This is a genomic window from Achromobacter sp. CF-sbj1-Ac2-l, from assembly GCF_052698165.1.
Window position 1 is genome coordinate 1584484 of record NZ_CP199855.1, and the last position, 18140, is coordinate 1602623.

Annotated in this window: 15 protein-coding genes; 14 read left to right on the plus strand and 1 reads right to left on the minus strand. The window is 66.4% G+C overall.

Features of this window, described 5'->3' with window-relative positions:
• Window positions 1-32: 32 nt before the first annotated feature.
• Window positions 33-1193, minus strand: coding sequence for a lytic murein transglycosylase B (gene mltB, locus ACUDCK_RS07210; protein ID WP_144655004.1), 1161 nt, complete (start codon window positions 1191-1193; stop codon window positions 33-35).
• 10 nt (window positions 1194-1203) lie between these two features.
• Between mltB and ACUDCK_RS07215 the strand changes: the two genes are divergently transcribed.
• From ACUDCK_RS07215 to cysD, 14 genes are all read left to right on the plus strand, one after another.
• On the plus strand, window positions 1204-2127 hold the full coding sequence (locus tag ACUDCK_RS07215) for a histone deacetylase family protein (RefSeq protein WP_082401859.1): 924 nt from the start codon (window positions 1204-1206) through the stop codon (window positions 2125-2127).
• 79 nt (window positions 2128-2206) lie between these two features.
• On the plus strand, window positions 2207-2956 hold the full coding sequence (locus ACUDCK_RS07220) for an electron transfer flavoprotein subunit beta/FixA family protein (RefSeq protein WP_175167618.1): 750 nt from the start codon (window positions 2207-2209) through the stop codon (window positions 2954-2956).
• Window position 2957: 1 nt separating this feature from the next.
• On the plus strand, window positions 2958-3887 hold the full coding sequence (locus ACUDCK_RS07225; protein ID WP_175167619.1) for an electron transfer flavoprotein subunit alpha/FixB family protein: 930 nt from the start codon (window positions 2958-2960) through the stop codon (window positions 3885-3887).
• Between the two features lie 199 nt (window positions 3888-4086).
• Window positions 4087-5778, plus strand: coding sequence for an aspartate-alanine antiporter (gene aspT / locus ACUDCK_RS07230; RefSeq protein ID WP_116792316.1), 1692 nt, complete (start codon window positions 4087-4089; stop codon window positions 5776-5778).
• Window positions 5779-5919: 141 nt separating this feature from the next.
• Complete coding sequence (locus ACUDCK_RS07235) at window positions 5920-7734, plus strand: bifunctional aspartate transaminase/aspartate 4-decarboxylase (RefSeq protein WP_054501444.1); 1815 nt, start codon at window positions 5920-5922, stop codon at window positions 7732-7734.
• A 37-nt stretch (window positions 7735-7771) separates the two neighbouring features.
• Window positions 7772-9475: an aspartate-alanine antiporter gene (gene aspT / locus ACUDCK_RS07240; protein WP_054501443.1), complete on the plus strand. Its 1704-nt coding sequence runs from the start codon at window positions 7772-7774 to the stop codon at window positions 9473-9475.
• 161 nt (window positions 9476-9636) lie between these two features.
• Window positions 9637-11463, plus strand: coding sequence for an acyl-CoA dehydrogenase (locus ACUDCK_RS07245; protein ID WP_175167620.1), 1827 nt, complete (start codon window positions 9637-9639; stop codon window positions 11461-11463).
• A 153-nt stretch (window positions 11464-11616) separates the two neighbouring features.
• Entirely contained in the window at window positions 11617-12258 is a 642-nt protein-coding gene (locus ACUDCK_RS07250; RefSeq protein ID WP_006388282.1) for a peroxiredoxin, read from the plus strand.
• Between the two features lie 225 nt (window positions 12259-12483).
• Window positions 12484-13512 carry a sulfate ABC transporter substrate-binding protein gene (locus ACUDCK_RS07255; RefSeq protein WP_049072363.1) on the plus strand — a complete coding sequence of 343 codons (1029 nt, stop codon included), beginning with the start codon at window positions 12484-12486 and terminating at the stop codon, window positions 13510-13512.
• A gap of 24 nt (window positions 13513-13536) precedes the next feature.
• Window positions 13537-14427, plus strand: a complete 891-nt coding sequence (gene cysT / locus ACUDCK_RS07260; RefSeq protein WP_116792312.1) for a sulfate ABC transporter permease subunit CysT — start codon at window positions 13537-13539, stop codon at window positions 14425-14427.
• Window positions 14424-15323 (plus strand): sulfate ABC transporter permease subunit CysW, encoded by a 900-nt coding sequence (gene cysW, locus ACUDCK_RS07265; protein WP_175167621.1) that lies wholly within the window; start codon window positions 14424-14426, stop codon window positions 15321-15323. Before cysT ends, cysW begins: the two co-directional genes overlap by 4 nt.
• A gap of 25 nt (window positions 15324-15348) precedes the next feature.
• Entirely contained in the window at window positions 15349-16413 is a 1065-nt protein-coding gene (locus ACUDCK_RS07270; RefSeq protein ID WP_175167622.1) for a sulfate/molybdate ABC transporter ATP-binding protein, read from the plus strand.
• Window positions 16410-17159 carry a phosphoadenylyl-sulfate reductase gene (locus tag ACUDCK_RS07275; RefSeq protein WP_064526921.1) on the plus strand — a complete coding sequence of 250 codons (750 nt, stop codon included), beginning with the start codon at window positions 16410-16412 and terminating at the stop codon, window positions 17157-17159. Before ACUDCK_RS07270 ends, ACUDCK_RS07275 begins: the two co-directional genes overlap by 4 nt.
• 40 nt (window positions 17160-17199) lie before the next feature.
• Window positions 17200-18108 carry a sulfate adenylyltransferase subunit CysD gene (cysD, locus tag ACUDCK_RS07280; RefSeq protein ID WP_064526919.1) on the plus strand — a complete coding sequence of 303 codons (909 nt, stop codon included), beginning with the start codon at window positions 17200-17202 and terminating at the stop codon, window positions 18106-18108.
• Window positions 18109-18140: the final 32 nt, after the last annotated feature.

Consider the following 18140-nt stretch of genomic DNA (forward strand, 5'->3'; position numbering starts at 1 on the left):
GCGGCGGCGCGGGCGCGGCGGGCACCGGCCCCTCAGCGGCCGACGCGCGCCTCGATTTCGCTGGCCAGATCTGCCACGGCAGTGGCGTAGAAGTAGCTGCGGTTGTACTTCGTCAGCGCGAAGAAGTTGGGCGTGCCGACGCGGTATTGCGCGGTGCCGCGGGCTTCTTCCACCAGATCGACCACGCCCATGGGCTGGCTGCCCCAGCCGTTGGCCGAGGCGCCGGGCTGCAGGCGCGCGCCGGCCGCGGTCAGGGTGCCCCAGGTCTGCTTGGGTTCCAGGCCGCCGTCCACCAGCGCGGTGGGATCGGCCGGCAACGTCACCGGCGCGAATACCGGCAGTCCGCGTTGCCAGCCGTGCTGCGACAGGAAGCTGCCGACCGACATGATGGCGTCGCGGGTGTTGTTGGTCAGGTCGATATGGCCGCTGCCGTCGCCGTCCACCGCGTAGTGTTTGATGCTGGTGGGCATGAATTGCGGCATGCCGATGGCGCCGGCGTAGGAGCCACGCGTTTCGAGGTCGAGCTTGCCGGTCATGGCCAGCGTCAGGAAGTCGGCCAGTTGGCCTCGGAACATGGTGGCGCGCTCGGGCTTGGCCGGGTCCGGATAATCGAAGGCCAGCGTGGTCAGCGCGTCCAGCACGCGGAAATTGCCCATGTTGCGGCCATAGAGCGTTTCAACGCCGATGATCGAGGCGATGATGGGGGCCGGCACGCCGAAGCGCTGCGCGGCCTGGTTGAGTTGGTCGCGATGCTCGTTGTAGAACTCCACGCCCCAGCCGATGCGCTTGGGCTCGACGAAGCGCGAGCGGTAGGTCAGCCAGCTGCGCCAGATCTTTTTCCCCGGCGGTGACGGCGCGATCAGGCGCGCCACGGTGGCGTTGTAGCGCGTGCTTTCGAGCGCCGAGACCATCGGCTGCAGCGGCAGATTGCGTTCGACGGCCAGGCTTTCGACGAAGCTGCGCACCTCGGGGCGCAGGACGCCGCTGGGGGTGAGGGCGGCCGGGCCGTCGTCCGCCAGTTCGGGGCCGGGGGGCGGCGCCGCGGGTCCGATGCGGATGGGGGCGGGGTTGCCGGCGGTGGCCGCGGGGGCCTGGACGGCGGAGGGATTCGAGGCGGTGGGAGCGGTGGTGGAACAGCCGGCCAGGAGGGCCGACAAGGTGCCGAGTTGCAGTAATCGCCGACAGGTGAACATAATCTTCCTTATGGAGACCATGTATCTTACCCACCCGGCATGCCGCTTGCATGAAATGGGCAGTTGGCATCCGGAGAGCCCGCAGAGGCTGGACGCCATTTCCGACCAATTGCTTGCCAGCGGCCTGATGCCCTATCTGGATGACCGGCAGGCGCCGCAGGCGTCGCGCCATGACTTGCTGCGGGTGCACACTGTCCAGTATCTGGACGATTTGCGCGGACATACGCCCGAGCAAGGGTATTACCCGATAGATCCCGATACCCTGATGAATCCGCATACCTACGAGGCCGCGCTGTACGCTGCCGGCGCAGGGGTGGCGGCGGTCGACGCGGTGATCGGCGGCGAGGCCCGCACGGCTTTTTGTGCGGTGCGTCCGCCCGGGCACCATGCCTGCCGCACGCAGGCGATGGGCTTCTGCTTCCTGAACAACGTGGCCATCGCGGCCCGCCACGCCATGGACTTCCACGGCCTGTCGCGGGTGGCGATCGTCGATTTCGACGTGCACCACGGCAACGGCACCGAGGATGTCTTCGCCGGCGACGACCGGGTGCTCATGTGCAGCATTTTCCAGCATCCCTTCTTTCCCAACAGCGGCACCGAACATCCGGCGGCCAACATGGTCAACGTGCCGGTGGCCGCCTATACGGCGGGCGCCGCCGTCCGCGCCATCGTCACGGACACCTGGCTGCCGCGGCTGGAGGCGCACCGCCCGGAACTTATTCTGATTTCGGCCGGTTTCGATGCCCACCGCGAGGACGACATGGGTCAAATGGGGCTGGTGGAGGCCGACTATGCATGGATCACCGAGCAGCTCGTGGAGGTGGCCGAACGCCACTGCCAGGGGCGGATCGTCAGCACGCTCGAGGGCGGTTACAACCTGTCCGCCCTGGGGCGCAGCGTCGTGGCCCATATACGGGCGCTGGCGAAGCTGTAGAATCAGGAAAAAATTGTGCAATGCGATCCCGGCGGGTCGTTGATCCGCCGGGAATTTATTTCCATTTGGAGGCAGCGGGATGAAGGTGTTGGTACCTGTCAAGCGCGTCGTTGACTACAACGTCAAAGTGCGCGTCAAGTCTGATCAGACCGGCGTGGATATCGCCAATGTGAAGATGTCGATGAACCCCTTTGACGAGATCGCCGTCGAGGAAGCCACCCGATTGAAGGAAAAGGGCGCCGTGGCCGAGGTCGTGGCGGTTTCTTGCGGCGTTGCGCAATGCCAGGAAACCCTGCGCACCGCCATGGCCATCGGCGCCGACCGTGGCGTGCTGGTCCAGACCGACGCCGAACTGCAACCGCTGGCCGTGGCCAAGTTGCTCAAGGCCCTCGTCGACAAGGAACAGCCGCAACTGGTGATCCTGGGCAAGCAGGCCATCGACGACGACGCCAACCAGACCGGCCAGATGCTGGCCGCGCTGCTGGACTGGCCGCAAGCCACGTTCGCCAGCAAGGTCGAGCTGGCCGATGGCAAGGCCACCGTCACGCGTGAAGTGGACGGCGGCCTGGAAACGCTGACGCTCAAGCTGCCGGCCATTATCACCACCGACCTGCGCCTGAACGAGCCGCGCTACGTCACGCTGCCGAACATCATGAAGGCCAAGAAGAAGCCGCTGGACACCGTCACCCCGGAAGAACTCGGTGTCGATCCGGCGCCGCGCCTGAAGACGCTCAAGGTCAGCGAGCCGCCCGCCCGCAAGGCCGGCATCAAGGTGGCCGATGTCGCGGCCCTGGTGGACAAACTCAAGAACGAAGCGAAGGTGGTTTGAGATGACGACGCTGGTTATTGCCGAACACGATAACGCCCAGCTCAAGGGCGCAACCCTGAACGCCGTCGCCGCCGCCGCCAAGATCGGAGGCGACGTCCACGTGCTGGTCGCCGGCGCCAATGCCCGCACCGTGGCCGACCAGGCCGCGCAGGCGGCCGGCGTGGCCAAGGTGCTGCTGGCCGACGCGCCGCAACTGGCCGACGGCCTGGCCGAGAACGTCGCCGCCCAGGTGCTGGCCGTGGCCTCGGGCTACAGCCACATCCTGTTCCCGGCCACCGCCTCGGGCAAGAACGTCGCCCCGCGCGTGGCCGCCAAGCTCGACGTGGCCCAGATCTCCGACATCATCGGTGTCGAATCCGCCGACACCTTCCAGCGCCCGATCTACGCCGGCAACGCCATCGCCACCGTGCAATCGGCCGACCCGGTCAAGGTCATCACCGTGCGCACCACGGGCTTTGACGCCGTGGCCGCGCAGGGCGGCTCGGCCGCCGTGGAAGACGTCGCCGCCGTGGCCGATTCCGGCCTGTCGAGCTTCGTCGGCCGCGAAGTCGCCAAGAGCGACCGTCCGGAACTGGCCGGCGCCCGCGTCGTCGTGTCCGGCGGGCGTGGCCTGGGCAGCGCCGAGAACTTCAAGATCCTGGATCCGCTGGCCGACAAGCTCGGCGCGGCCCTGGGCGCCTCGCGCGCCGCGGTCGACGCCGGCTACGCGCCGAACGATTGGCAGGTCGGCCAGACCGGCAAGATCGTTGCGCCGCAACTGTACGTGGCCGTCGGCATTTCCGGCGCCATCCAGCATCTGGCCGGCATGAAAGACTCCAAGGTCATCGTCGCCATCAACAAGGATGCCGAAGCGCCGATTTTCGGCGTGGCCGATTATGGCCTGGTTGGCGATCTGTTCCAGGTGGTTCCCGAACTGACCAGCGCCCTGTAAGTCGACGCGCCCCGGCGTTAATGCCAAAAGCCCGCGGACATTATGTCCGCGGGCTTTTTATTTGCCCGCCTGGCAATCGAAACTATTTGCTATTTACGGTGCAATTCTTTTGATCTTTGGAAAGATTCTGATAATGTATGCCGCGCGCAGATAGGATTCGCGCAAGTGCTTGGCCGGTACATAACGAAGGAGATTCGGGATGGAATGGTTATTTGACACTCTGCGGAAATATCCGGAACTGGCGATATTCCTTACCCTGGGTCTGGGATATTGGATCGGTGCCAAAAAGATATTCGGATTCAACCTGGGGGCGGTCACCGGCACCTTGCTGGTGGGCGTGCTGGTCGGCCAGCTCGATATCACGATCGCCCCGATCGTCAAACAAGTCTTCTTCCTGCTGTTCCTGTTCGGCCTGGGCTATGGCGTCGGCCCGCAATTCTTTCGCGGCATGAAAAGCGATGGCCTGCCGCAAGTCATTTTCGCCGTGGTCATCTGCGTCATCTGCCTGCTGGTGACCTGGGGCACTGCCGTGGGCTTCGGCTTCGATGCCGGCACCGGCGCGGGGCTGCTGTCCGGCGCGCAGACCATTTCGGCGGTGATGGGGGTGGCCACCGACACCATTAACGGCCTGGGCATCGACGCGGCCACCAAGAAGAAGTGGATCGACAGCATTCCGGTGGCGTATGCGGTCTGCTACATCTTCGGCACGGTCGGCAGCGCCTGGCTGCTGGCCTCGCTGGGCCCGAAACTGATGCGCGTGGACATCGTCAAGGAGTGCAAGGAGTACGAGGCCAAGATGTCCGGCGGCGCGGATTCGATGGAGCTGTCGGGCTACCGCAAGTTCATCTCTCGCGCCTACAAGCTCGATCATTCCGAATGGGTCGGCAAGACCGTGGGCGATGTCGAGTCGCGCTTCGTCGAGGCGCGCGTGTTCATCGAGCGCATCCGCCGCGGCGACCAGATCCTCGACACCGATTCCACCACCGTGCTGCAGGCCGGCGACGTCCTGGGCGTGGCTGGCCGGCACGACGCGCTGGTATTGCAGGCGGCCGGGATCATCGGCGCCGAAGTCGAGGACCGTGACCTGATCAACCTGCCCGCCGAGATCGTCGAGGTCGTGCTGACCAACAAGAACCTGGCGGGCAAGACCGTCAAGGAAATCGCCGAAATGGAGCAGGTGCGCGCACTGGGGCGTGGCGTGTTCCTGCGCAAAGTGGTTCGCGGCGGCCATGAGATGCCGATCAACTGGGGCCTCAAGCTCGACCGCGGCGACCGCCTGTTCCTCCTTGGCGCCAAGCGCGATGTCGAGCGGGTGGTCGGCAAGGTGGGGTACGTGGACCGCGCCACCGAGCAGACCGACATGGTGTTCGTGGGCTTCGGCATCCTGCTGGGCGGGCTGTTCGGCACGCTGGTGCTGACCGTGGGCGGCATTCCGATCACGCTGTCGACTTCGGGCGGCTCGCTGATCGCGGGGCTGATCTTCGGCTATCTGCGATCGGTGCACCCGACTTTTGGCCGGGTGCCGGAACCCGTGCACTGGTTCCTCACTTCGGTCGGCCTGACCGCCTTCGTGGCCGTGGTCGGAATCAGTTCGGGCCCAGGCTTCGTGCAGGGCTTCCAGCAACTGGGCGCCAAGCTTTTCATTGCGGGCATCATCGCCACCAGCGTGCCGATGATATTGGGGGTGTATATCGCCCGCTACGTCTTCAAGTTCCACCCGGCCATCGTCCTCGGGGTCTGCGCCGGGGCGCGCACCACCACGGCCGCCATCGGCCAGATCACCGAGACCGCGAAGAGCCAGGTGCCTGCCCTGGGCTACACGGTGCCCTACGCCATCGGCAATACCCTGCTCATCATCTGGGGCATTGTCATCGTCATGCTCATGACCTAGGGGCCGTTTCCGCCGAAGGAAATCTCGCCCTTCGGGGGAAACGGATTTCTGCGGGATGTCCGCCCGCGAACCGCGGGCGGACATCCGTCCGGGAAATTCCCGGCAAGCGTCCGTCAATCGCAAACCAGGAGTAACTGAACAATGGCTTCCACCGCGCCTCTCACCGTCAGCCTGGCCTCGGCCCTGAAAACCACCCGCTCGCGCCAACGCGACCTGGAGCAACTGTCTCCCTTTGAACTGAAGGATTATCTGATCACGCTGGCCAAGGACACCCAGCAGACGGCCGCGCTGACCATGTTGAACGCGGGTCGCGGCAATCCCAACTGGATTGCCACCGAACCGCGCGACGCCTTCTTCCTGCTGGGCCAGTTCGCCATGAAGGAAGCGCGCCGGGTGCGCGACGATGTGATCCTGGCGGGCATGCCGCCCAAGAAGGGCTGCGCCGACCGCCTGCGCAAGTTCCTGTCCAAGAACAAGGGCGCGGCGGGCGCGGACTTCCTGGCCGGGGTGCTGGAGTACGGCGTGAAGATCAAGAACTTCGTGCCCGACGAATGGATCCATGAGCTGACCGACAGCGTCATCGGCGACAACTATCCGGTGCCGCCGCGCGCCCTGGTGCATCTTGAGCAGGTTGTGCATGACTACCTGATCAAGGAAATGTGCGACGGCCGGCCGCCCAAGGGCAAGTTCGACCTGTTCCCGGTCGAGGGCGGCACGGCGGCCATGTGCTACATCTTCGATTCGCTGATGCAGAACGGGCTGCTCAAGCAGGGCGATACCATCGCGCTGTTCCTGCCGACCTTCACGCCCTACATCGAGATCGCGCACCTGGAGCGCTTCCAGTTCAAGATCGTCGCCATCAACGCCAGTAGCGTGCGCGCCGACGGCACCCACGACTGGCACTATCCGGCCTCGGAAATCGCCAAGCTCGAGAATCCGAAGATCAAGCTGGCGGTGACGGTGAACCCCAGCAACCCGCCGTCGGTCGCCTTCAGCCCGGTCGAGATGAAGCAGATCGTGGGACTGATCCGCAAGAATCCGGACCTGGTGCTGGTGACAGACGACGTGTACGGCACCTTCGTGCCCAACTTCCGCTCGCTGATGGCCGAGGTGCCGCACAACACCATCTGCGTGTATTCGTTCTCGAAGAACTTCGGCTGCACCGGCTGGCGCCTGGGCGTGATCGCGACCCACGAGCAGAACACCATGGACCGCCGGATCGCCGAGCTGCCGGCGTCGTGGAAGAAGCGCCTGAACAAGCGCTATGGCGCCATGACCATGGAGCCCGAGAAGCTCAAGTTCATCGACCGAATGGTGGCCGACAGCCGCAACGTGGCGCTGAACCACACGGCGGGCCTGTCGCTGCCGCAGCAGGTGCAGATGGGCTTTTTCGCTCTGTCGCACCTGCTGGACCTGAAGGACGCCTACAAGCACCTGACGATGCAGATCGTGCGCGCCCGACGCGACGCGCTGTGGCGCGGGCTGGGGGCGCCGCTGCCGCCGGAAGACCCGATGCGCGGCTGGTACTACGTCGAGCTGGACTTCATGGTGTGGGCCAAGAACACCTACGGCGATGCCTTCTGCAAATACATGACGTCCAACTACGAGCCGGTCGACTTCCTGTTCCGCCTGGCCGAGAAATCCGGCGTGGTGTTGATGGACGGCGGCGGTTTCGGCGGCCCGCCGTGGTCGATCCGGATTTCGCTGGCCAACCTGGATGATGGCGACTATTCCAAGATCGGCAAGCACATGGTCGACGCCGCCACGGAATACGTCGAGGCCTGGAAGGCCGGCCAACTGGTGCGTTCGGGTCCGACCGCCGGCAAGGGCCAGAAGGTCAAGCCCGCCGCCGCCAAGCGCAAGGCCGCCGGCAAGCAAGCCGCCAAGAAGGCGGTGAAGCAGGCGGTCAAGAAGGCCGCCAAGGCCGAGCGCTCGGCCACCAAAGGGGCGAAGTAGCCGCCATCGTCCGCCAGATCCAGGGTGACATGACCTCATGACGTGCTCAGTCGGGTTTTTCAATAACGTTCCCATCGCGGTGCTGTTCCTGACGGTGGGGTTGGGATACCTGATCGGCAAGCTCAAGGTCGGGCCGATCCAGCTCGGGGGCGTGTGCGGCACGCTCATCGTTGCCCTGCTGATCGGCCAGACCGGTTGCCAGATGCGCGGCGACCTGAAGGAGGTCGCGTTCGCCCTGTTCATCTTCGCCATGGGCTATTCGGGCGGACCGCAGTTCTTCGCCAACCTGAACCGGTCCAGCCTGCGCTACATCGTGCTGCCCATCATCGAGGCGCTGCTGGTGCTGACCATCGTGCTGCTGGCGGTGCCGCTGTTCGGGCTGGACGCGGGCACGGCGGCTGGACTGGCTGCCGGGGCGGCAACCGAGTCGGCCGTGGTCGGGACCGCGGCGGAGGCGCTCAAGCACCTGGGTCTGCCCGACGCCGACGTGCAGCGGATGGAGGCCAATATCGCCACCGCCTACACGCTGACTTATCTAGTGGGCCTGATCAGCATCGTGTTCTTCACCAGCCAGGTGGCGCCGGCCCTGTTGCGCATCAACCTGCGCGAGGCCTCCAAAGTGCTTGAGGAGAAACTGGGCGGGGGGCCGGGCGAGACCGACGAGAACCTGCTGCCGACCCTGCCGCGGCTGGTGGGCCGCTCGCACGTGGTCAAGGACGCGGACGGCAGGACGGTGGGCGAGGTCGAAGCCGAATTGGGCGGACGCACCGCCATCAGCCGCATCCTGCGCAATGGCGAGGCGATCGAGCCCACGCCCGAGGACCGGCTGGCCACCGGCGATATCGTCGTCGTGCTGGGCCTGCGCCGCTTCGCGCTGCGGGCCGGCTCGGTCGTCGGGCCGGAGATCCAGTTGCCGGAGGCGCATGCCGATGACCTGCAACTGGCCGAGTTGCAAGTCATCGTCAACAGGAAGACGGTCAATGGCCGCACCCTGGGCGAATTGGCCAAGGGGCCGCGCGCGCAGCGGGCGCGGGGCGTGTTCCTGCAGTCGATCCAGCGGTCCGGTCATATGCTGCCGCTCACGCCTGCCACCGTGGTGCAGTATGGCGACCTGGTGACGCTGGTGGGCGCCGAGCCCGAGTTGTCGCAGGCCGGCGCGGGGCTGGGCAACGAGCTGCGGCGCAGCGGCGTGACCGACCTGGTGTTCCTGGCCTTCGGCATTCTCGCGGGCTTGATGATCGGCGCGCTGGGGGCACGCCTCTGGGGCATTCCGGTGTCGCTGGGCAGCGGCGGCGGCGCCCTGGTCAGCGGCCTGGTGTGCGGCTGGATCAACGCCAAGCGGCCCGCATTGGGGCACATGCCGGACCAGGCGGTGCAATTGCTCAAGGATCTGGGGCTGGCGGTGTTTGTCGCCTGCGTCGGCCTGTCGGCCGGGCCGGAGGCGGTGTCGCTGATCCGCGAGCACGGCGCAGTGCTGCCGCTGATCGGCCTGCTGGTATCGCTCGGGCCGGCCTGCCTGTCGCTGTGGGTCGGGCACAAGCTGCTCAAGATAGAGGGGCCGCTGCTGGTCGGCGCCATCGCGGGCCAGCACGTCAGCACGCCGGCGATCAGCGCCATCCTGGGCGCCAGCGGCAGCGCGGTGCCGCTGCTGGGCTACACCGTGACCTACGCCATCGCCAACGTGCTGTTGCCGGTGCTGGGGCCGATCATTGTGTCGCTGGCGCATCACCTCGGCGGATGAGGCCGGCAGGGCGCGTTGCCCCATGAGGCGGAGCGAGGGTTTAACATAGGCTAGGGAAACTACCGAGACCGCCATCGACCGCGCCATGCGTGTCGCCCAAGGCGGCATCCCATCGCACCCCGCCGCCCCCGCCGTCACGGGCGCAGGCTCATGGAGACAAGATGCCCTACCTTACCCCGCTGCAGGATTTCCGCTTCGCGCTGAAGGAACTGGCCGGCCTGGACGACGTCCTCAAACTGCCCGGATTCGAAGAGGTGACGCCCGATCTGGTGGACGCCATCCTGGAAGAGAACGGCCGCTTCGTCGAGCAGGCGATCGCGCCGCTGAACGTACCCGGCGATACCCGCCCGCCCGTCTGGAACGACGGCCATGTGACCGCGACGCCAGGCTACGCCCAGGGATTCAAGGACTATGCCGCCGGTGGCTGGCAGGGACTGCAGCATCCGCAGGCCTGGGGCGGGCAGGGGCTGCCCAAGCTGGTCGCGGCCGCGCCTGGCGAAAACATCCAGGCCGCCAGCCTGGCGTTTTCGTTGTGCCCGATGCTGACCGACGGCGTGATCGAGGCCATCCTCACCGTCGGCTCGGAAGAACAGCGCAAGACGTTCGTGCCCAACCTGATCGGCGGTAAATGGACCGGCACCATGAACCTGACCGAGCCGCAGGCCGGCTCGGACCTGGCGCAGGTGGCCACGCGCGCGGTGCGCCAGGAGGACGGCAGCTATCGCCTGTCGGGTCAGAAGATCTTCATCACCTACGGCGAGCACGACCTGGCCGAGAACATCATCCACCTGGTGCTGGCGCGCACGCCGGACGCGCCGCCCGGGGTCAAGGGCATCTCGCTGTTCATCGTGCCCAAGTTCCTGGTCGGCGCCGATGGCGCCCTGGGCGCGCGCAACGACGTCTGGTGCGCCTCGCTGGAGCACAAGCTGGGCATCCATGGCAGTCCCACGGCCGTGCTGCTGTACGGTTCGGGCAAGGGCGAGGCGGGCGAGGGCGCGGTCGGCTATCTGGTGGGCGAGTTGAATCGCGGCCTGGAATACATGTTCATCATGATGAACGCGGCCCGCTATTCGGTCGGGCAGCAGGGCATCGGCGTGTCCGAGCGGGCTTACCAGCACGCGCTGGCCTATGCGCGCGAACGGGTGCAGGGCAGGGCGGTGGAAGGTTCCTCCGCAGCGGTCGCGATCGCGCGCCATCCGGACGTGCAGCGCATGCTGCTGACCATGAAGGCGCTCACCGAGGCGGCGCGCGCCGTGTCGTATGTGACCGCCGCCGCGCACGACAAAGGCACGCATCACCCGGATCCCGAGCAGCGCGCCCGCAATCGCGCGTTCTACGAATACATGGTGCCCATCGTCAAGGGCTTCTCGACCGAATCGGCGGTGGAGGTGGCCTCGCTCGGCATCCAGGTGCATGGGGGCATGGGCTATATCGAGGAGACCGGGGCCGCGCAGTATTACCGTGATGCGCGCATCCTGCCGATCTACGAAGGCACCACCGCGATCCAGGCCAATGACCTGGTCAGCCGCAAGACGCAGCGCGATGGCGGCGCCACCGCCTACGCCGCCATCTCGGCCATGCGCGAGACCTTGCGGGCGGTCGAGGCCGAGTCGTCGCGGGCGGCCGCCGCCGACCGCGACGGCCTGCGCCTGCTGCGCGACAACCTCGACAGCGCCATCCAGGCCTATGAGTCGGGCGTGGAATTCATCCTTGAACAATCCGCGGCGAATATCCGGGCGGTGTACGCCAGCAGCGTGCCGTACCTGATGCTGGCCGGCGTCGTGCATGGCGGCTGGCAGATGGCGCGCGCGGTGCTGGCGTGCCGCCGGCTCCTGGCTGGGGGATCGACCGATCCGTTCCATCGCGAGAAGCTGGCGACGGGATTGTTCTACGCCGCCCACATCCTGCCGCGCGCCCTGGCGCTGTCGGCGGCGGTGCGCGCCGGCGTGGTGGCGGACGCCTGCGGCGCGGCCGCGAATATTGCATAAGGTTATATGTCTTGCGTATTTCCCCTGCAACAGGTTTGATGGAAGAATCGTTTCCAGGGGCGGCACAGGCCGCCGCCGAAACGTTTTTCAGGCCGGCCGCCGGACGTGGCGGCCGGTCGATTCCGTAACCTGAATCCGCAAGCAGGAGACACCATGAGTCATCTACGCCTGGGCGACACCGCGCCCGATTTCGAACAGGAATCCTCGGCCGGCCCGATCCGTTTCCATGAGTATCTGGGCAATAGCTGGGGCGTGCTGTTCTCGCATCCGGCCGACTTCACGCCTGTCTGCACCACCGAGCTGGGCTACACCGCCAAGCTGGCCGACGAATTCGCCAAGCGCAACGTGAAGGTGCTGGCGCTGTCGGTGGACGGCACCGACTCGCACACCAAGTGGATCGAGGACATCAACGACACCCAGTCGACCAAGGTCAATTTCCCGATCCTGGCCGACAAGGACCGCAAGGTGTCCGAGCTGTACGACATGATCCACCCCAACGCCAACGCCACGCTCACGGTGCGCTCGGTCTTCATCATTGACCCGAACAAGAAGGTGCGCCTGATCATCACGTATCCGGCCAGCACCGGCCGCAACTTCAACGAGATCCTGCGCGTCATCGACTCGCTGCAACTGACCGACAGCCACAGCGTGGCCACGCCGGTCAACTGGGAAGACGGCGACGACGTCATCATCGTGCCGTCGCTGCAGGACGAAGCGGTGATCAAGCAGAAGTTCCCGAAGGGCTACAAGGCGGTGCGTCCCTATCTGCGCATTACGCCCCAACCGAATAAGTAAATAAGAAATCCGTGCGCAAGGCGGTGCGTCACCGCTTGCCCGGATTCTGGCGCCAGCCACCCGCAAAGCCGCGTATTCCCTGGGAATGCGCGGCTTTTTCACAGGGGGCGGCGGCCGCGCTATATGCCTGGGAGCGATGAGCAATCAAAGAATGATTCGTTCCGTTCAGAACAGGCCCCCGGCAAACTTGCTTCCACATTGCCAAACACGCGAAGGGAGCAGGGAATGTCTTTCAGGAAAGCCGGATGGTTGGCCGCCTTGGCCGCAGTGACGATGTCTCTCGCCGCGATCGCGCCGGCGCAGGCGCAGCAGAAGCAGACTCTTTTGAACGTGTCGTACGACCCGACGCGCGAACTGTATCGCGCCATCGATGACGCCTTCATCAAGCAGTACAAGGAAAAGGCCAACGTCGACCTGACCATCCGTCAGTCGCACGGCGGCTCCGGCCGCCAGGCGCGCTCGGTCATCGACGGCCTGGAAGCCGACGTGGTGACGCTGGCGCTGGCCTACGACATCGACGCCATCGCCGACCGCGGCCTCTTGCCCGAGAACTGGCAGGCGCGCCTGCCGCAGAACAGCTCGCCCTACACCTCGACCATCGTGTTCCTGGTGCGCAAGGGCAATCCCAAGCACATCAAGGACTGGGATGACCTGGTCAAGGACGGCGTGCAGGTGATCACGCCCAACCCCAAGACCTCCGGCGGCGCCCGCTGGAACTATCTGGCCGCCTGGGCCTACGCGCTGGAAAAGAACGGCGGCAGCGAAGAGAAGGCGCGCGCCTATGTCGGCGAGCTGCTCAAGCACGTGCCGGTGCTCGATACCGGCGCCCGCGGCGCCACCACCACCTTCGTCGAGCGCGGCGTGGGTGACGTGCTGCTGGCCTGGGAAAACGAAGCCTTCCTGGCGCTGGAGGAACTGGGTCCGGACAAGTTCGACATCGTGGTGCCGTCGCTGTCGATCCTGGCCGAGCCGCCCGTGGCCATCGTCGACAAGATCGTCGACAAGAAGGGCACCCGCGCCGCCGCCCAGGCCTACCTGGAATTCCTCTACACCCCGGCGGCCCAGGAGATCATCGCCAAGAACTACTACCGGCCGATCGACAAGACCGTGGCCGCCAAGTACGAAAGCAAGTTCCCCAAGGTCAAGCTGGTGACCATCGACGACAAGATCTTCGGCGGCTGGCGCAAGGCGCAGAAGGACCACTTCAGCGACGGCGGCACCTTCGACCAGATCTACCAGCCGCAGAAGAAGTAAGCGGACAACCAGCGGACGACGGCCATGACTTCAGCCTCGATTCCGACGGCAAAGGGCGCGCAGGCGCCTTTTGCCGTTCGGCGCAACAGCCCGGGCGTGCTGCCCGGTTTCGGCATTTCCATGGGCTACGCGGTGCTGTACCTGAGCGTGCTCGTGTTGATTCCCCTGGCGGCGCTGCCGATCAAGAGCGCCTCGCTGGGCTGGCAGGGCTTCTGGGACGCGGTGACGGCGCCACGGGTGCTGGCGTCGTATCAACTCACCTTCGGCGCCTCGCTCCTGGCGGCGCTGGTGAATCTGGTGTTCGGCACCATCGTGGCCTGGGTGCTGGTGCGCTACCGCTTTCCGGGCAAGAAGCTCCTGGACGCGCTGGTGGACCTGCCGTTCGCGCTGCCCACCGCCGTGGCCGGCATCGCCCTGACCGCGCTGTACGCGGAAAAGGGCTGGCTTGGCGCGCCGCTGGCCAACTGGTTCGGCCTGAAGGTGGCGTTCACGCCGCTGGGCATCGTGATCGCGCTGATCTTCATCGGCGTGCCGTTCGTGGTGCGCACGGTGCAGCCGGTGCTGGAAGACATCGAGCGCGAAATCGAGGAGGCCGCCGCCAGCCTTGGCGCCGATCGCTGGCAGACCATCCGCCGCGTGCTGCTGCCGACCCTGTTGCCGGCGCTGATGACCGGCTTCGCGCTGGCGTTCGCCCGCGCCGTCGGGGAGTATGGCTCGGTGGTTTTCATCGCCGGCAACATGCCGATGGTGTCCGAGATCACGCCGCTGCTGATCATCGCCAAGCTGGAGCAGTTCGACTACGCCGGCGCCGCCGCCATCGCCACCGTGATGCTGGTGCTGTCGTTCGTGCTGCTTTTCGTCATCAATCTGCTGCAGGGCTGGCAGGCCCGTCGCGGCCTGGGGAGACAGGCATGAGCTTTGTTGACCGTCCCGCGCACCTGACCGAGCCGCGCTGGGTGCGCGGCATTCTGCTGTTCCTGGCGCTGGGCTTTCTGGCGCTGTTTCTGTTGGTGCCGCTGGCCGCGGTGTTCTACGAAGCATTCCGCAAAGGCTGGGCGCTCTACCTGGAAGCGATCGTCGAGCCGGACGCCCTGGCCGCGATCCGCCTGACCTTGCTGGTGGCGGCGATCGCCTTGCCCGTCAATCTGGTGTTCGGGGTGGCCGCGGCCTGGGCCATCACCAAGTTCCAGTTCCGCGGCAAGCAGTTCCTCATCACGCTGATCGACCTGCCGTTCTCGGTGTCGCCGGTGGTGGCCGGCCTGGTGTTCGTGCTGCTGTTCGGCACCCAGGGCTGGTTCGGCGGCTGGTTGCAGGCGCACGACCTGAAGATCGTCTACGCCGTGCCCGGCATCATCCTGGCCTCGCTGTTCGTGACCTTTCCCTTCGTCGCGCGCGAGCTGATTCCGCTGATGCAGGCGCAGGGCAGCGAGGAAGAACAGGCCGCGCTGACGCTGGGCGCGAACGGCTGGCAGATCTTCTGGCGGGTGACGCTGCCGAACATCAAGTGGGGCCTGCTGTACGGCGCCATTCTCTGCAATGCGCGGGCCATGGGCGAGTTCGGCGCGGTGTCGGTGGTGTCGGGCCAGATCCGCGGCCTGACCAACACCATGACCCTGCATGTGGAGATTCTCTACAACGAATACCAGTATTCGGCGGCATTCGCGGTGGCCTCGCTGTTGGCGCTGTTGGCGTTGGTGACGCTGGTGGCCAAGAACGTGATCGAGTGGCGCAACGCGCGCTACCTGAAGGCGGCGGAGCTGCCGGTCGAGTATCCCGGGCCGGCGACGGCCATCAAGCCGGCCGTCGCCTGACGCGGCCGGCCAGACGGAGACAAGCATGAGTATCGAGGTTCGCAATCTATCCAAGCGCTTCGGCCAGTTCCGCGCGCTCAATGACGTATCGCTGCACATCGAGACGGGCGAGCTGGTGGCGCTGCTGGGGCCTTCGGGCTGCGGCAAGACCACGCTGTTGCGCATCATCGCCGGGCTGGAATCGGCCGACACGGGCAGCGTGCTGTTCGCCGGCGAGGACGCCACCGCGGTGGACGTGCGCCAGCGCCAGGTCGGTTTCGTGTTCCAGCACTACGCGCTGTTCAAGCACATGACGGTGTTCGAGAACGTTGCCTTCGGCCTGCGCGTCAAGCATCGCTCGCAGCGGCCGCCGGAAGACCAGATCCGGCGCAAGGTGCATGACCTGCTCAACCTGGTGCAGCTCGATTGGCTGGCGGACCGCTACCCGGCGCAACTGTCGGGCGGCCAGCGCCAGCGTATCGCGCTGGCGCGCGCGCTGGCGGTGGAGCCGCGCGTGTTGCTCCTGGACGAGCCGTTCGGCGCGCTCGACGCCAAGGTGCGCAAGGAGCTGCGCCGCTGGCTGCGTCGCTTGCACGATGAGCTGAACGTGGCCAGCGTGTTTGTCACCCATGACCAGGAAGAGGCGCTGGAAGTGGCCGACCGCGTGGTGCTGATGAACGCCGGCAGGATCGAACAGGTCGGCACCCCGCGCGAGGTCTGGGAAGGACCGGCCACGCCGTTCGTCTACGGTTTCCTGGGCGACGTCAACCAGTTGCAAGGCGTCGCGAGCCGCGGCGTCTGGGAGGGGGCGGGACTGTCGCTGCCTGCGCCAGAACTGGCGCAGGCCGAGGCGCAGCGCGCCACCGCTTATGTGCGGCCGCACGAATTCGACATCGAGCGCTACCGCGAGGGTGGCGCGGGCATCCCGGTGCGTCTCTCCCATGCCTACCTGGCCGGCCCCAGCGCCTACCTGGAATTGGCCAGCCAGGATTCCGACGCCGTCATCGAGGCCGAGGTGCCCGAGCATCTCTATCGCGAACTGGCGCTGCGCGATGGCGACATCCTGCTGGCCCGCCCGCGCCGGGCGCGTGTCTTCGCGGTGCAAGCATGACGGCCGTCGATCTCGCCGCCGGCCTGGCGCCGGCCCTTGCGGTTCGCTGGCACGAACTGATCGCGCGGCTGGCGGACGCGCGCCAGCGCTATCCCGACGCGGCGCTGGCCTCGTCGCTGGCGGCCGAGGACATGGTGCTGACGCACGCCATCTACAGCGCCGGCCTGGACCTGGAGGTCTTCACGCTGGACACCGGCCGGCTGCACGCGGAAACGCTGGGCGTGCTGGACGCGGTGCGCGAACGCTACGGACGCGAGATCACCGTGTATCGACCCGATTCCGGGGCGGTCGAGCGCCATGTGGCCGAGCACGGCGCCTACGCCTTCTACGAGAGCGTCGAGCTGCGCAAGGCCTGTTGCCAGATCCGCAAGGTTGAGCCGCTCAAGCGCGCGCTGGCAGGACGCGGCGCCTGGATCACCGGGCAGCGGCGCGCGCAATCGACCACGCGCGGTGAACTGCACCTGGAAGAGGGCGACGCCACCTTCGGCCTCTACAAGTTCAACCCGCTGGCCGAATGGAGCGAAGAGGATGTCTGGGGCGTGATCCGCGGCCTGGGCATCCCCTACAACCCGCTGCACGACCAGGGCTATCCGTCCATCGGCTGTGAGCCCTGTACCCGCGCCATCCGCCCGGGCGAAGACCTGCGGGCCGGGCGCTGGTGGTGGGAGTCGTCGGACTCCAAGGAATGCGGCCTGCACGCAGGCAACCGGGTCATTGGCATCGTCGCGGAAAACACGCGCGCCTGACGCCCATCACGTATCAAGAATTCGTTTTAGGGGAATACCTATGTCCGCAGTGATTCAACGCAGCCACCTGGACTGGCTGGAATCGGAAGCCATTTTCATCATGCGCGAGGTGGCGGCCGAGAGCGAGAAGCCCGTGCTGCTGTTCTCGGGCGGCAAGGATTCGGTGGTGCTGCTGCGCCTGGCCGAAAAGGCCTTCCGGCCGGGGCGCTTTCCGTTCCCGCTGATGCACATCGACACCGGCCACAACTTCGACGAGGTCATCGCCTTCCGCGATGCTCGCGCGGCCGAGTTGGGCGAGACCCTGATCGTGCGCAGCGTGGAAGACTCGATCAAGCGCGGCAGCGTGGTGCTGCGGCGCGAGACCGACTCGCGCAATGCGGCGCAGGCCGTGACGCTGCTGGAGGCGATCGAGGAGTTCGGCTTCGACGCCTGCATCGGCGGAGCCCGCCGCGACGAGGAAAAGGCGCGCGCCAAGGAGCGCATCTTCTCGTTCCGCGACGAGTTCGGCCAGTGGGACCCCAAGGCCCAGCGCCCGGAACTGTGGAACCTGTTCAACACCAAGGTGCACCGCGGCGAGAACATGCGGGTGTTCCCGATCTCCAACTGGACCGAGCTGGACGTCTGGCAGTACATCCAGCGCGAACGGCTGGCGCTGCCGTCGATCTACTTCAGCCACGAGCGCGAGGTGGTGCGGCGCAAGGGCCTGCTGGTGCCGGTCACGCGCCTGACGCCGCCGCAGGACGGCGACACGGTCGAGCGCCTGTCGGTGCGTTTCCGCACCGTGGGCGATATCTCCTGCACCTGCCCGGTGGCCTCGGATGCCGCCGATACCGCCGCCATCATCGCCGAGACCGCGGTGACCGATATCACCGAGCGCGGCGCCACGCGCATGGACGACCAGACTTCCGAGGCCTCGATGGAGCGCCGCAAGAAGGAAGGCTATTTCTGATCGCACGAGTGGCCGGCGCCTGGCCGGCCGAC